Origin of the sequence: Siphonobacter sp. SORGH_AS_1065 (assembly GCF_030818595.1) — a bacterium.
Classification (GTDB): Bacteria; Bacteroidota; Bacteroidia; order Cytophagales; family Spirosomataceae; genus Siphonobacter.
Map to the genome: position 1 here is coordinate 140,053 of NZ_JAUTAM010000008.1, position 15,783 is coordinate 155,835.

General features: G+C 46.7%; 6 protein-coding genes. 3 read left to right on the forward strand and 3 right to left on the reverse strand.

What is annotated here, in order from left to right; all coding sequences use genetic code 11:
* Positions 1–17: 17 nt before the first annotated feature.
* Together QE390_RS23170 and QE390_RS23175 are read right to left on the reverse strand one after the other, a co-directional pair.
* Positions 18–3,038 carry a TonB-dependent receptor gene (locus tag QE390_RS23170; protein ID WP_307144106.1) on the reverse strand — a complete coding sequence of 1,007 codons (3,021 nt, stop codon included), beginning with the start codon at positions 3,036–3,038 and terminating at the stop codon, positions 18–20.
* 282 nt (positions 3,039–3,320) lie between these two features.
* On the reverse strand, positions 3,321–5,240 hold the full coding sequence (locus tag QE390_RS23175; protein WP_307144107.1) for a family 43 glycosylhydrolase: 1,920 nt from the start codon (positions 5,238–5,240) through the stop codon (positions 3,321–3,323).
* A gap of 181 nt (positions 5,241–5,421) precedes the next feature.
* Between QE390_RS23175 and QE390_RS23180 the strand changes: the two genes are divergently transcribed.
* The gene (locus QE390_RS23180; RefSeq protein ID WP_307144108.1) at positions 5,422–9,639 is read left to right on the forward strand and encodes a hybrid sensor histidine kinase/response regulator transcription factor; all 4,218 of its coding nucleotides are present in this window, start codon (positions 5,422–5,424) and stop codon (positions 9,637–9,639) included.
* Between the two features lie 1,440 nt (positions 9,640–11,079).
* On the forward strand, positions 11,080–13,506 hold the full coding sequence (locus QE390_RS23185; protein ID WP_307144109.1) for a TonB-dependent receptor domain-containing protein: 2,427 nt from the start codon (positions 11,080–11,082) through the stop codon (positions 13,504–13,506).
* 49 nt (positions 13,507–13,555) lie between these two features.
* Here QE390_RS23185 and QE390_RS23190 read toward each other — a convergent pair whose 3' ends face one another.
* Positions 13,556–14,521 carry an AraC family transcriptional regulator gene (locus QE390_RS23190; RefSeq protein ID WP_307144110.1) on the reverse strand — a complete coding sequence of 322 codons (966 nt, stop codon included), beginning with the start codon at positions 14,519–14,521 and terminating at the stop codon, positions 13,556–13,558.
* Between the two features lie 94 nt (positions 14,522–14,615).
* Between QE390_RS23190 and QE390_RS23195 the strand changes: the two genes are divergently transcribed.
* A complete protein-coding gene (locus tag QE390_RS23195; protein ID WP_307144111.1) occupies positions 14,616–15,728 on the forward strand; it encodes an NAD(P)/FAD-dependent oxidoreductase in 1,113 nt (370 codons plus the stop codon).
* The last annotated feature ends 55 nt before the right edge of the window (positions 15,729–15,783 follow it).

Here is a 15,783-nt window from a genome sequence, read left to right on the forward strand (position 1 = left end):
AAGATTAGGGTCGCGTATTAACGAAGCGAAACATTTAAGCCTAGTACCAGCGAGCGGGTCAATGGATAGTTATTTGTCCAATCCCCAGAGCCTCGACTGCTTTGTACTGCTTCGGGATCCCAGCCAATCCAGTTGGTAAAGGTGTACAGGTTCCGACCACTGGCGTATACCGTGAGACTACCGAGACCTAATTTATTCGCCAGATTCTGGTTCAGATTGTAGCTCAGCGTTACGTCCTTGATCCGGGTATAACTGGCGTCCGAAGCATAACCATATCCCCGCGTATTGCGGTAGGCCAGCGAAGGCCGGGTGTTGCTCTGATTGTCAGCCGTCCAATAGCCTACGGCGATAGGCGTATTCCGTTTTCCGGTTTCATCGGCGTAGGTAAGGTCGGCGTTGTTACGAGTTACCCCCTGTACAGTTTGCAGGAACACACTCAGGTGGAAGTTTTTGTAATGGAAGGTGTTGGTTAAACCGCCCGTCCATTTAGGAGCCGTTTGTCCGAGAATAATCCGGTCGCCATCGGGTGTAATCTTGCCATCGCCATTGAGATCGGCAAATTTCAAATCTCCAGCTACGGCACTTGGATCCTGATCGGCTGGGTTTTCGCCCTGTTGCCATACGCCAACCATTTTGTAGTCATAGATGACACTGATGGGCTTGCCAATAAACCAGCGGTTTCCTAAGTCATCTTTTTTGTCTCCGTACAGGTCCACGATGCGGTTCCGGTTCGAAGCAAATACCAGTGTCGTTTCCCACTTGAAATCTGAGGCGGTCAGGTTACGAGTGTTCAGCGTTACTTCAACCCCTGTGTTGGAGGTTTCGCCCAGGTTATCAAATACGCTGGAATAGCCCGTCATGATGGGTAAACTCCGCAGTAAAAGCAGGCCTTTGGTGCGGTTCTTGTATAACTCCACACTACCGTTGATGCGATCATTGAAAAGTCCGAAATCAACGCCTAAGTTCTGGCTCACCGTCGTTTCCCATTGCAGGTTGTTGTTACCCAGGTTACCGGGGAAGGTGCCGATGGTACTGATGCCGTTGAAAGGCGAGCGACCTGTGCTGGAAGTAGTAATGGTTCGGTATACACTGATGGCTTCGTTACCTGTTTTTCCGTAGGAGAAACGCAATTTCAGGTTATTTACGATGCTCTGGTTTTTCATGAATGCTTCATTGCTGATATTCCAGCCCAAAGCAGCCGAGGGGAACAAACCATATTTCGTAGTGTTACCTCCAAAAACCGACGAGCCGTCATTTCGGGCAGTAACAGTGAACAGATACCGACTATCGTAGGAGTAATTAATCCGGCCCATTTGAGAATTCAGGGCATAACGGTCCGCATACGAGGTGCTCGACTGCGTGGCTCCGGCACCCAGGTTATTGAACGAAAGCTGATCATTCACAAAACCCGTAGACGAACCCGTTGTAGTACCGTACTTCCGTTGTTGAGCACTGTACAGACCCGTAAAATCGAAGTGGTGCTTACCGAAGTCTTTGCTGTAGGAAATGATGTTTTCCAGCGTGAAACTGTTGGTTTCCGAGTAAGACGTGTACGCCGATCCCAACAAGTCATTGGCCGCTCGTCCGCTATAGCTGCCGAAGCGGGTTGGAATGTAGGAATAACCAATGTTCATGCGGTATTTCAGACCTTCCAGTTTACCGGGTAACTTCACCTCCACGTATCCGTTACCGTTCAGGTTAGTATTGCGATCCAGTCGGTCTGTCGTCAGGCCCAGCAAGGGGTTAGCGTACAACTGCTCAGGGAACATGGGGAAAATCTTGTAAGTCCCGTTGGTATTGTACATCTGCCCGTAAGGGCTCATGGCCGAAGCATTCAGCAAATTGGCCCGACCGCCATCGCGGTTGTTATTGGCAATGAAAAGTGAAGTTCCAACGGTCAGGAAGTCCGTCAGGGTAACGTCCAGATTGGAACGGAAACTGGCCCGCTTGTACTGATAGCCCTTAACTACGCCTTTCTGATCCAGGAATTCCCCGGAAACAAAATACCGAACGTTGGGAGAACCACCCGAAATACTCAGGTTGTGATCCTGTAAAACGCCCGTTTGGGTAGATTCCTTAATCCAGTCGGTAGTAATACCAGCGTTGTAGTTAGGAAGCTCGTCGTAGTTAGGAACCGGGAAAGGAGCTTTCTGACCCGTTTGTGTGATAAAATCAGCGTACTTCTGTACGTATTCAGCTCCGTTTCTTGGACGAAGAATGTGAGCAAACTCTTCAAACCCTACGTAATTGTTGTAACGAATGGTAGGCTTGCCCGTGTTTCCACGTTTGGTGGTAATCAGGATAACCCCGTTGGCTCCATTCGTACCGTAGATAGCTACGGCAGAGGCATCCTTCAGGATTTCCATCGACTCGATGTCATTGGGGTTAATGTCGTTAAGCGAACCTCCGGTTTTACTCAGCGGAATACCATCCACTACCACAAACGGGCCCGAGTTGGCATTGATCGAGTTTTGCCCCCGAACGATGGTGGTAGGCGTTGCACCGGGTACAGAGGAAGGCTGGGAGATGTTTACCCCCGCTACCGAGCCCTGAACGGCCTGCAATACGTTGGTAACGGGCAACTGCGACAAACGAGCTTTAGGTACGGAGGCAACCGCCCCTGTAATGTCCGATCGCTTCTGTGTACCATAACCCACAACGACCACCTCACTCAGAGCCCTGCTGTCGTCTTTAAGCTGTACGTTCAGGGTCGTTTGAGAACCTACGACTACCTCCTGAGTGGCATACCCTACGTAAGAGAATACCAGTATGGGGTTTGTTGCCCGGTCAGGAATCTGGAGTTTGAAGTTCCCGTCGGAGTCCGTGTTGGTACCCAGGTTCGTTCCTTTGAGTGAAACACTCGTACCGGGAATCCCCTGCCCGTTGGCATCGGTCACCTTACCAGTGATAATGATAGCCGCCTGAGTACTTCGGTTATTGGTCGAAGGTACCAATGACTGGCCGGTCCAGGGCTGAGCAAATAATCCACCTGGCTGGTGTAAAATCGCTCCACAAATGAGTAGCCATTTGAATTTCATAGAATGTACAGGAGGGGTGTCTAACTATTTGTAGAATTAATGTTCAATAGAAGGACATTGGTTAAACTTATTACTTGAATAGTCCAAAAGTAGAGGGGCGGATGGAGAAGAGTAGGGGAAAAATTCGTCAAAAAGCGGGGGTAAATTTGATTCGATCCAATTCAGGATCAGATCATTAAATTTTGAGTGAGAATTGTACGGGCTGAAATGAATTTACCACCAAAAAAAAATCAGCTGACGCAGATGCACCAGCTGATTCGATACGATTGGAGACTATTGAACTTATTTTTTCTTTTTCAAAGAGACGGGTTTTATACCATTAAACGTGGGTTGAACTTTCTTAATGCTGCCGTCGGCGTTAAACGTTAAAGCATCAATACAGGTTTCGCGATTGTAGCCCGCCGCATCACCCATCGTGATTCCGTCGGGATAATGGAAACGGTGGTAAACGATGTACCATTCGTCTTTACCGGGAATCTGAATGATGGAGTTATGCCCCGTTCCGTAGATGCCCAGATTTTTATCTTTTTCAATAACGATGTTGTTCGCAGGAATCGTAATAGGACCCAAAGGTGATTTGGAGGTACCGTAACGAACGCGGTAATTTTCGCTACGAGTGTCGTCTTCCGACCAGAAGAAGTAATACGTCCCTTTCCGATACACGACATAGGTGCCTTCCCGGAAGGTAGGGTCAGGAGTAATAACTTTCTCAGTTTCGGGCTTCATCGAAAGCAGATCATCGCTAAGCTCAGCAACGGCCATATAGCCATTCCCCCAGTATAAGTAACTCTTGTTGGTTTTTGGATCAGTGAATACATCTGGATCAATCTCCTGACCCCCATTTACCCCTTTAGGATGTTTATCAATAAATGGCTTCCCGAAATCCGTGAAAGGACCCGTGGGCTCGTCCGCCGTAGCTAATCCGATTTTCTGGGCTCCTGAATAAAAATAGAAGTACTTATACTTGCCGTTAATCTTTTTCTCCACAATACACGGTGCCCAGGCGTTACGGTTGGCCCAGGTAGTTTGCTTGGGCAAATCCAGAATGACGCCTTCATCATGCCAGTTGACGAGGTTACCCGAAGAAAATACTTTGAAAGAAGTTCCTGACCAGGAATGATAACCATCACTAGTGGGATACAGGTAGAACTTACCCGTTTTTTCAGCGTATAAGATCTCAGGATCAGCATAATAACCACCCAGGACGGGGTTGTTGGCTAAGGGCCATTTCTGAGTCAATGCCTGATACTCAGCATTGGTAATGGGAAGAACCGTACCGTGGCGAGGCAGAAAATTCATCGAAATTTCATGATCGACCTTCGTGAATTTCTTCAGATCCTTACTTGTCGTAAACTCGTAGCGACCCTTCGTATAAACATCGTACATCAAAATGTACGAATCCGAATTATTAAGCTTGAAAACACCCGAGCCTTCAACGGGATCTTTGGTCTGCTGCAAATACTCGTCATGCTGGGTGTAAGGGCCCGTTAAATTCTTCGCTGTAGACTGCTTGATTCCGTTACCACTGCCTTCCGTTTTATAAAACAAATGATACACGCCATCTTTATTAATAATGTCGGCATCAATGCAGGAACCGCCCTGTGGGTTGGTAAAGAGTAACTTAGGGGCACTTTCCAAAGCCGTAAAATCAGCATTAGCGTAGGCATAGTAGACCTTATCCGCATCCTGACCAAAACGCATGGACCAGTAGATCATGTATTTTTTCGCAACAGGGTCGTAAATGGTTTGGGGTGCCCAAACGCGATTTACGTCTTTAAACTCGGGGTAAGTTTTGGTTATGTCAATTTTGCTGGATTCCCAGTTTACCAAATCCTTTGACTTGAGTAATACCATGCCGTGATTCGGCCCCCAGCCGTATTTAACGGTGTGCATATCCGTTGCCACCATGTAAAAGGACTGGCCATCTTCCGAGCGAAGAATGTGCGGATCCCGCACACCGCCCGTTGCACTAATTGCCTCCGAAGCAATGACAGGTTGATTATAATTTAAAGCTTTGTAGTTATAACCATCTTTGCTAACCGCAAAACGAATGGCTTCCTGATTATTTCCTTTTCCAATGAAATAGACAAACAGGTAAGCTGAATTAGGTTCTTTTCTCGGGGGAGTACTGGCTAACGTTGGCTCCAGACAGCCGATCAGCATGAACAGAACGAATGAAAGCCACTGCAAACGTAAAATCATAGATTTAGGGAAATATGTGAATGGTTACTTGTAAATGAAAAAGAATTAGGTCAACTTATAATACCCTGGTTGCGTAAATCTTATTCACTAAGTGATTTATTAGTAGGCAAAAATACATTCAGTTTTAATGGGAAGACAGGCTAGAATTCGTCAAAACAGAGGTGCATTTTAGTTAATGGGTATGCAGGGCATTTACAAATACGTCTTTTTCTTCTGGGGCCTGGCCCTTTTTCCTTTCCTGAGCTCAGCTCAGTCTGAGACGGGACAGTTTCGATTTGAGCACATTACCGTGAATGAGGGCCTCTCTCACAGCGATGCTATGTGCGTAACGCAGGACCCCTTAGGTTTCATCTGGATCGGAACAAACAAAGGACTGGATCGTTACGATGGACATGAGCTGAAGAAATACGAATTACCCCTCAATGATCAGACGGGAACCGCAGTCAACCGTATCCGTACCTTACACATTGACCAGAAAGGCCATCTCTGGACCGGTGTTGAGCGGGCGGGACTCTATTGGTATAATGCCGATTATGACCGCTTTTTCAGCATCAGGGAACGGCCCGGTGCCCACTCGCATCCTCTACTTGTTCAGCAACTTGCTCGGGTCAATATCAATGCCATGGCCTCCGATGCTTCCAATCGCATGTGGATTGCTACGCATCAGCTAGGGCTTTTCTGTATTCAGTTTACTCCCAAAGGAGCCATTCAGTATATCCGGAAAATTGATTTACCCGGCCTATCAGAACCTACCATTACCCGCCTCAGCATGGATCAGCGGGGGCAATTATGGATTGGTACGATGGATCATGGGTTATGGGTACTGAATCGTCCCGGCACTTCTACGATGGCTACTCAGGTGAAGGTCCTTAAAGATGCCAACATCCGGGCCTTACATCTCGACCGTCGTGGTGATTTATGGATTGGCAGTGGAGGCCAGGTCTTTTGGGTCGATTCAAAATCTTTGTCGAACGGGATAAATATCCAGCCTGAAGCTTTAAAACGGAGTTTTGCAGAAATTGAAAGCCTGTATCTGGATTCCGCTCACCGACTTTGGATTGGCACGAGTTATGGGCTTTTGCTAGTGAATGCCGGTACGCTTGCGGGCGTTCCGGTGGATGAAAAGCAGGTGCATATTTTTCTTCCCCATGACAATGATCCTCATAGTATTAACTCGGTTCGGGTGCATAACATGATGGAAGACCGTTTCCATAATGTCTGGCTGGCAACCTCGGCGGGCGGTTTGAATTTGCTGAAGCTTCAATCGAAAGCCTTTGGGCTACTTCGTCGGCAAATGTTAGGATCAACAACCCCGGCTCATAACTATATCAACGCCGTTTATAAAGACGAAAAAGCCCAGCGGCTCTGGATGGGAACCCGGAACGGTTTTGCGAGTTATGACCTGAAAACTAAAACCTATCGTGACTACCTGAATCGTCCGACTTTTGGTCAGGATAATGGCGTAGATGTGTCTACCTTTTATCAGGATCGAAAAGGAACGCTCTGGATTGGAACCCGTTACCGGGGTCTGATGCGATTGACGGGTACGGGCGATCTGTTTTCTCTGCCTGCTATGCCGATGAGTTCCGGCTGGAATTCTGTCAGTATTGAAAACATCACGCAGGACCGTCACGGTATTATTTGGATAGCCACATTCAACGCCGGAATTCTGGCTTATGCCGAAGACGGCACCTTTCTACAGGCCTTTTCGTCGCAGAATAAAACGATGCCAACCCGGCAGTTTACTTCTTTATTATACGATCCTTCGCAAGACGTTCTTTGGGCTAGCACCCGAGATCGCGGCGTATTGAAACTGAAAATTACGGGCAGTAAATTACAAGTACTGAAAGAGTTTGGACATCAGCCGGAAAATATTCACAGCCTGAAAACTAATTACGCCTGGCCTTTAGTAAAAGACCGGCAGGGGAATATCTGGGTAGGAACCATTGGCGGGGGCTTGCATCGAATTTCAGCAAAGAACGAAACTATTGAGCGATACGACAGACGAGTTCCAGAAAAGGACGTAGAGAGTATGTTGATGGATGAGTCGGGTAACCTTTGGATTGGAGGAGCGGGTTTATACGAATTTAATCCGCAGAAGAACCAGCTCTTACATTATGATGTGACGGATGGTTTACAGAGTAATTCCTTTAAAGTTGGAGCGGCTTTTCGCTCAAATGATGGGACGCTCTACATGGGTGGAATCAATGGAATTACGTATTTCAAACCCGCCGACATTCGCCCGAATCCGTATCCACCACTGGTTCAGATCACGGATCTTAGAATTCACAATCAGTCAGTTACTGCTGGCGATACCCTGAATGGGCGGGTTTTGATTAGTCAATCCTTTGCCGACTCGCCAAAAATGGAGCTGTATGCCTCAGAAAACGATTTTTCCTTAACCTTCGTTGGATTGAATTACGCCAATCCTAAAAAACAGCGATACGCTTACCAACTGGAAGGATACACGAAGGATTGGGTGGAATTACCTGCCGGACAGCGGACGGCCAGTTTTTCCAATTTACCGGCCGGAGACTATATTTTCCGCGTTCGGGCGACGAATGGAGACGATGTCTGGTCTACGAATTCGCTGAGCTTACCTATTACCGTTTTGCCGCCCTGGTGGAAAAGCTGGTGGGCCTACGTAATCTATGCATTGGTAATCAGTGGTGCGTTATTCGTGTATCGAGGTATTGCTACGGCTCAGCAGGATCTGAAAAATAAGCTGGCTTTTGAAAAATTCCAGAACGAAAAAGAGAAGGAATTAACGGATTTGAAACTGCGGTTTTTTACGAACGTTTCGCACGAATTGAGAACGCCCTTGACCTTGATTCTAGGACCTATAGAAGAACTGTTATCAAGTAGAAATCAATGGCCGGGCCTTAAGGAAAAGGTAGTGCTCATGCACGGTCAGACCCGTAAGCTGCTAGATTTGGTCAATCAGTTACTCGATTTTAGAAAAGTGGAATCCGGCCATTTGAGCCTGAAAGCGAGCAAGGAAAACATTATCAGTTTTGTAACCGAGTTATTCCTCATCTTCAAGTTAAAAGCCGAAGAGAAAGAATTGGATTATGAGTTGATAAGTCCGCAGGAATCCATTCCGCTTTACTTTGATCGTGACAAACTGGAAATCATCCTGACCAATCTGCTTTCTAACGCCTTTAAATATACGCCATCTAAAGGGAAGGTTCGTTTTTACCTGGAGGTAGTTGGAGATTATCACCAGAACGGCGTGTTTACCAAAGGTCATCTCACGAATCATTACCTGGAAATTCGCGTGCGTGACTGGGGCACGGGGATGCAGGAAGCGGAACTGGAGCATATTTTTGATCCTTATTACCAGGCTTCACACACGGAAACCTTGCGAGTGATGGGTTCCGGGATTGGCCTTTCGCTGGTGAAGCAGTGGGTTGAGCGGCATCAGGGAGAAATTAGCGTTATCAGCTCGCCCGGCAACGGAACCACCTTTACCGTTCGTCTGCCTTTTGGTCCGGCTCATTTACAGGAAGGCGATTTACGTACGGCAGAGCCCGTAATCGATACGTCCATAACCCCCGAAAATCTGGAAACCCTGGCAGAACCCCTTTTACCACCCAGCCGGTTGCCTAACTCTCTGCGATTATTAATTGTGGAGGATAACGAGGAAGTGCGGACGTATTTACAGCAATTATTCGTTGATGATTTTGAAGTAATAACTGCCAAAGATGGGCTGGAAGGTTGGAGTCAGGCTTTAACATATTTGCCCGACTTGATTGTCAGTGATATTATGATGCCTGGAAGCGATGGGTTGGAGTTATGCCGGAAAGTAAAGCAGCACCCCAAAACTGCTCACATTCCAGTCGTATTACTTACGGCCCGGGCGGCGGCTTTGTATGAACTGGAAGGACTCGAAACGGGAGCGGACGATTACGTCTCCAAGCCTTTCCATCCGAAAGTTCTGGTCGCCAAGGTTACGGGTTTGCTACAAAACCGAATGAAGCTGCGGGAGTATTATCACCGTCAGATTCTGCTCGAACCGGGTGAAGTAGTGATTCCTGATGCCGACAAGCAATTCCTGGAAAAAGCAATGCAGATTGTTGAAAGCCAGCTCCAGGAACCAGACTTTAACGTGCAAATACTGGTTCAGGAAATGGGTATGAGTCAGTCGGTCTTTTATCGCCGACTCAAAAGTATTACCGGACAAACCGTGGTCGAATTCATTCGCGATGTACGAATGAAGCGAGCCGCTCAGTTACTAGCCAGCACGAACATCCGCGTGTCTGATGTGGCGTATCAGGTAGGAATTGAGGATGTAAAATACTTCAGGAAGATGTTCCAGAAGCTCTATAATGTTCCTCCTTCAGAATACGCCAGACAATTTCGAACGACGGAAGTAGTGGATGATTTGTCGGAGCTCTGACTCTAAATGAGTTACACTTGTCTCTAACGGGGTTAAAGGGCTAATGACTTCCTTCTTATGAAATCATTTCCCAATACTTCGGAAGGTTCTTCGCTTCGCTCTGAATGACAGATGGAGTAACCATTGGGTTACTCCTACAACTATCATCTCGAACGTAGGGAAAGGTAGCCTCTCTTAGAAACCATTCCCAATTCTAGCTAAGGTCCTTCGTTTTGCATGGCCAGTAAAGGGGGTACTAACTTAGGTAAGTCCTCAAAAGGTATAAATTACAAACAGACTTAGACTGACAATTAAAGCGGCTAAGCCGATGATAAGCCACTGTTGAAAACGACTGGTACGTTGGGTTGGATAGTTGGACTTCATGCTTACTGATAATTTTATACAATAATAGGTAGGAACTCGCTCGGAAGAGGGTGTCTTTTTCGCTTCAAATAGGGGTCAAAATTGATAGGGTGGCTCAATTAGTAGCTAGTTCTGCTAAATAGATAGGTATATCGATTCGTAAGTCTTAAAAAGCGGTCTGAAATGTGTAATTGAAGACCTTGACATGAATCGAAACGCGTTTCTTCGCTGTGGATGCTAGGCTTGATGAATAACGACAGCTGGAACCTGCCTTAGGGTAGGAACGAGATAGAATCTCGCACCAGTGAGTAGCAGGCTTATTTCTTCACCTGTCCTCTCGAACGAAGTGAGAGAATTTGGGGTCCCTCGCAGTCACTCGGCTCTAGCGGAGTGACGAAGTAATCTGGTAGGCCTCTGGCCGGTATTAGCAAGTCTGTTTTTGTTGGGGAAATATGTTTCTAATCAGATATGGGTTTGCATCCTACCGGCCAGAGGCCTAGAGCTAGGTGGTCACTCGGCCAGAGCCGAGCGACTGCGGAAACAACCCCAGCGGGGTTGAATATGAATAGCCCCAGGCTGGATAGCCCCGGATGAAATCCGGGGAAGCAACAGAAACTTCCCCAAGACCAAGTAAGGTCACAAAGGTCATAAGATCCTTCGCTTCGCTCTGGATGACAGATGCTGATGATAAAGTAGTGATGAATCATTTAAGTTATCATTACCAACGGTGTCCCCAGATGAAATCCAGGGCTAGTAATATTCAACCCCGCTGGGGTTGTTGTTGAAATTATTACAATAGGTTTACGGCAAATAACCCCGGAGGGGTTGAACACAAGTAGCCCCGGATGAAATCCGGGGACTCGTCCGCGACGCTCAGCGTTACAAACGCTTTCCCCCAAAATCCGCGTTGAAAACGCGGACTAACGTAGAGTCATCTTCCCTGAGTAAAAGCCGACAACTTATTTTTTGTATACTTTATCCTCCGCTTGCAACATTTTCATTTTTCCTTACTCTTTGGTAAAAACAACGAGACTCTAAGCCTTATGTCCTTTCAGTCCGCGAGCTTTTGCGGATAGAACCTTCAAACATTTTCCTAAGATGAGATTTTTACTTTCCATAGCCATATTGGCTTTATGGGCTGGAAATACTTTGGCCCAATCCACGCATCCCGGCAGCCTGACGGGTTCGCTGGTAGATTCTACGACCCGCCAGAAAATTCCCTTTGCTAACGCCGCTCTTTATCAGGGAACCACTTTAATCACGGGAGCTACCACGGATAGTGAAGGAATTTTCCTGATCCAGTCACTGCCCTTGGGAAAGTATACGCTTACCGTATCCTCCGTCGGTTACCTGAAGCGGAGTCTGGAAGTGGTATTAAGCAATCATCAACCTAAGCTTGAGCTGGGAACGTTAGCATTAATTTCGGAAAACCGCACGCTGAGCGAAGTAACCGTTTCGGCTCAAAAGGCTCTGTTTGAAGAAAAAGGAGACCGATTGGTTTATAATGCGGAAAAAGACATTTCTAACGTGGGCGGCTCGGCGGCGGATATGCTTCGAAAAGTGCCGGGTTTAAGTGTAGATTTTGATGGAACGGTTCAGATGCGGGGAAACAGTAACATTCGGGTACTGATCAATGGAAAACCTTCGGCTCTGATGGCCCGGAATCTGGCCGATGCCCTCCGCCAAATGCCTGCGGATAACATTCGCTCGGTTGAAATAATCACCAGCCCGGGAGCGAAATATGATGCGGAAGGCTCGGCGGGAGTCATTAATATCATTACCAAGAAAGCACTGAAGGGCTTTAACGGGTCGGTCATGGCGTCTCAGGGTACGCTAAACCGCAGTATAAACACGAAACTAGCCTTAAAGACGAATAAACTTGGGTTTGCTTTAACAGCCAATGGTAACCAGTTTCGGAATATTCGTGAATCAGAACTAATTCGGACGACGCTGGTGGATGGAAATCCGTCCCGCTATTTAAATCAGAAAAGCAAGGCTGATAACGTCGGAACGGGTGGTTATACTGAAATGAGTCTGGATTATGATCCTGATTCAACCAATCATATTAATTTTTCAATCAATGCCTGGGGTGGTTCATATCCTAAAAACAGTGTAGTAATTAATCAATTATCTGATGCGAATCATACCCCCCTACAAACGTTTCGCAATGAAACCCGTTTTCGAAATCCGTACGGGAATAGCCAGTTTGATTTAGGATACACAAAAACATTTCGCAAACCCGAACAGGAATTTTCTTTTCTGACGCAATTCAGTCGAATGCCCGATAACTATTTCTACGACACTGATCGCTATAACTTTGAGGGTCAGCTTATTTTTCGGCAGAAAAGTATGAATTACAGTAGAAACAAAGAATTCACTTTACAGGCAGATTATACGCATCCCTTCCAATGGCGAACGAGCCGGGATACCACTCGCCTGAAATTAGAATTGGGCTTGAAAGCCATTCGCCGGGATATTGGCAGTGAGTTCAATGTCGAACAATCCGTGGATGGTCAATCTCCGCTGATCCCTGACCCGACGCAATCCAACAACTTTGTTTATCTGCAAAACGTCTATTCGGCGTATGTGGCTTTGCGGGCTGAAACTAAGTCCAAATTTAGCTTCAACTTGGGCACGCGATTGGAACGCACCGTCATTGATGGTGATTTCCAAAGTACGCAAACGCATTTAGCGAATGCGTATAATAATCTGATTCCCAGTATTACTATTGCAAAGAAGGTAGGTACACAGACCTTTAAAACCAGTTACACCCAACGTATTCAACGACCCATGCTTTGGTATTTGAATCCCTGGGTAAACGCCAGCGATCCGCAAAATCTGGAAACGGGTAATCCTTACCTGAAGCCTGAACTCAATCATGCTCTGGAAGTGGGGCATAGCATGTCTACCAAAGCCGGATTATCCGTTAATACTGCTTTATACGCCCGAACGACAAATAATGCCATTGAATATTTTCGAACCGTGGATGCCACTGGTGTAGCCATAAGCAAGCCCCAGAATATGGGTCAACGCAAATCGCTGGGATTGAACATCAACGTATCGGGACAGGCAAGGAAAAACTGGACTTTAAACGGTAGCGTTGATTTTCGATACATTGATATCTACAGTCCGGCTCTTCAGCAGGGCAATTCGGGAGGTATAAGCAATTTCAGTGTCAACAGCACCTACAAATTTCCGCATAATATCACTTTTCAGACCAATGCGAACGTAGGCACTGGTTGGATCAATTTACAGGGCCGGGGTACTGGATATTACTGGTACGGCTTTGCCCTGAAACGGGAATTCTGGGCGAAAAAAGCCAGCCTTACGCTGGGGGTCAATAACCCTTTCAACCGGGGAATGCGACAAACCTATCAGCAGTTCTCTCCCACATTTGAGTCAACTACCCGCTCGTTTTATGTGAACCGTTCGGCTCGTTTAGCTTTCGAGTGGCGATTTGGCAAGATGGCCACCTCTGGAAAACAGGGCCGAAAAATCAGTAATGATGACGGGGGAGGCCGTTAAACAAAGCAGTAATAACCTTAGCTGGGCGAATCTAACCGCCTGGCTGAGGTCATTCCTTAGGCTTGATGCGACTAAACTGTTTCGGCTTTGTCCCGATGTGTTCGTAAAAAACTTTCGAAAAATGACTCAGGTTGGTAAAACCCAGAGCATAACCTACGTCAGAAACCGAGCGTTGCTCGGCATGTAGTAAGCGAGCGGCTTCTTTCATTCGGAATTCCTGGTAATAACTGAAAATGCTGTTCCCAAAAATCTGTTTGAATAAACGCTTCAGCTTGGTTGGACTCATGTGTGCGGCTAAAGCCAGTTCGTTAATGACGGGCGGCGTACCCAGGTGTGCCAGCATGTGTTCTTTAGCCCGGTAAATGGCTTCCACATCCTGACTATTCAGGGCATATACCTGTTTCTCCTCTCGCTTCTCCAGTGCTATTAACAACTGGCAGATCAATTCTTCCGCCTTGATTCGGGCCCAAAGCAGTTCGAAGGTTTCGCTGATGGGTTGATTCACGAGTTCGTCGATAATCTTTTGAATAGGGGGATGAACCAATTCTTCAAAAATCAGAGGTTGCGTATTCGTGAGCAAGCTTCGTAAAATCGGCGATTTTTCAGATGCAGTGAAAAGACCCTTCAGGTAATGAGCATCGACTTCAATGTTAATCACTTCCGTATTGGAGTGAATAGAAATGACACTTTCGGTATGCAGTTGACTCGTCGCAATTAATACGCTAGGAACCCGCTTTCTTAAGGAGTGTGAGCCCGTTTTGACCAGCACATGCTTAAACTTGAAAAGAATCGTTGGCGTAGTAGAAGCTACGTCTGGATTTTCCAGAATCAGATCTTCCTTCAACTCATAATTCAGAATCAATAATCGAAGATGTTCCGTAAAGACATAGCCTGTGCAGTACCCGGAACCCCGGTCTGCCGGGATTTCAACGCTATGGTTCTTTACCTCCGTGTTTAAACGGTGAGCCAGTGAGGCTAATACCTTAGGGATCGTAGGAAATGTTTCTGCGGGCATGAAATGTCTTATACGACTATTTTTTGGTGTAAAGTAGCTATTTTACCCGTAAAGTATCATAGACTTTTGTATAGTTATTAACAAACGCAAAATCATGATTCTTACCAATAAAAAAATAGCAGTGATTGGAGCGGGCCCCGTAGGCTTGACCATGGCCCGATTACTCCAGCAACACCACATCGACGTAACCGTTTACGAGCGGGATGCCTACGTGGAGGCAAGAATCTGGGGTGGCACGCTGGATTTACACAAAAATTCCGGTCAGGAAGCCATGAAAGCAGCGGGGTTACTGGAAAGTTATTACGCCCAGGCCCGACCCATGGGAAGAACCATCGTTGATGAAAAAGGGAAAGTGTTGGCTGTTACTGAACCCACGCCCGAAAATCGATTCGATAACCCTGAAATAAATCGAAACGATTTAAGAAAAATGTTGCTCGAAAGTTTAGCGACTGATACCGTCGTTTGGGACAGAAAATGTACGGGGCTGGAAGAGCACCACGGAAAATGGCTATTTTCCTTTGAACATCAAATTCAGGCGGAGGCCGATGTGGTCATAGTTGCCAATGGGGGAATGTCCGGCATTCGAAGGCTGGTAACTGATGCAGAAGTAGAGGAAACCGGAAGTCTTATCATTCAGGGAGAAATCGTTGAGCCGGAAAAGCATTGCCCCGAATTCTACCGACTGTGCAATGATACGATTCTGATGAGTTCGTATCAGGGGAACGTGCTGGTGGTAAACCCCAATAATAAGGGAGCCTTAACGTACGGAATTATAGCTAAAAAACCCGATGACTGGGCGTTTAGTACCGGCCCGGCCTTTCGGGATGATATCATGCCTTTTCTTTCTTCAAGGTTCCGCCACTGGGGGGAATGTTACCAGCAATTATTCCGGGCTACTTCTTCTTTCTGGGCGTTACCTATTCGAAAATTACCCTTAACCACACCCTGGAAAACCAATCGTCCTTTACCCATTACGCTCATCGGAGATGCTGCCCATTTAATGCCTCCTTTTGCGGGTAAAGGCGTCAACACGGGTTTGGAGGATGCCTTGTTATTAGCCCATAATCTGACGAACGGAGAATTCGAAAGCATTGAAGCCGCCATTCAGAACTACGAAGAACGAATGATGATCTATGCTTCGGCGGCCCAACAGGAATCCATCGAGAACGAGCGAATGATGACTGCTGATACTTTCTCTTTTTGCTGATCTTTTATCAGTCAGAACCTTATGTTTCGAATAACCATCGAGTCTAGCCGCTGCC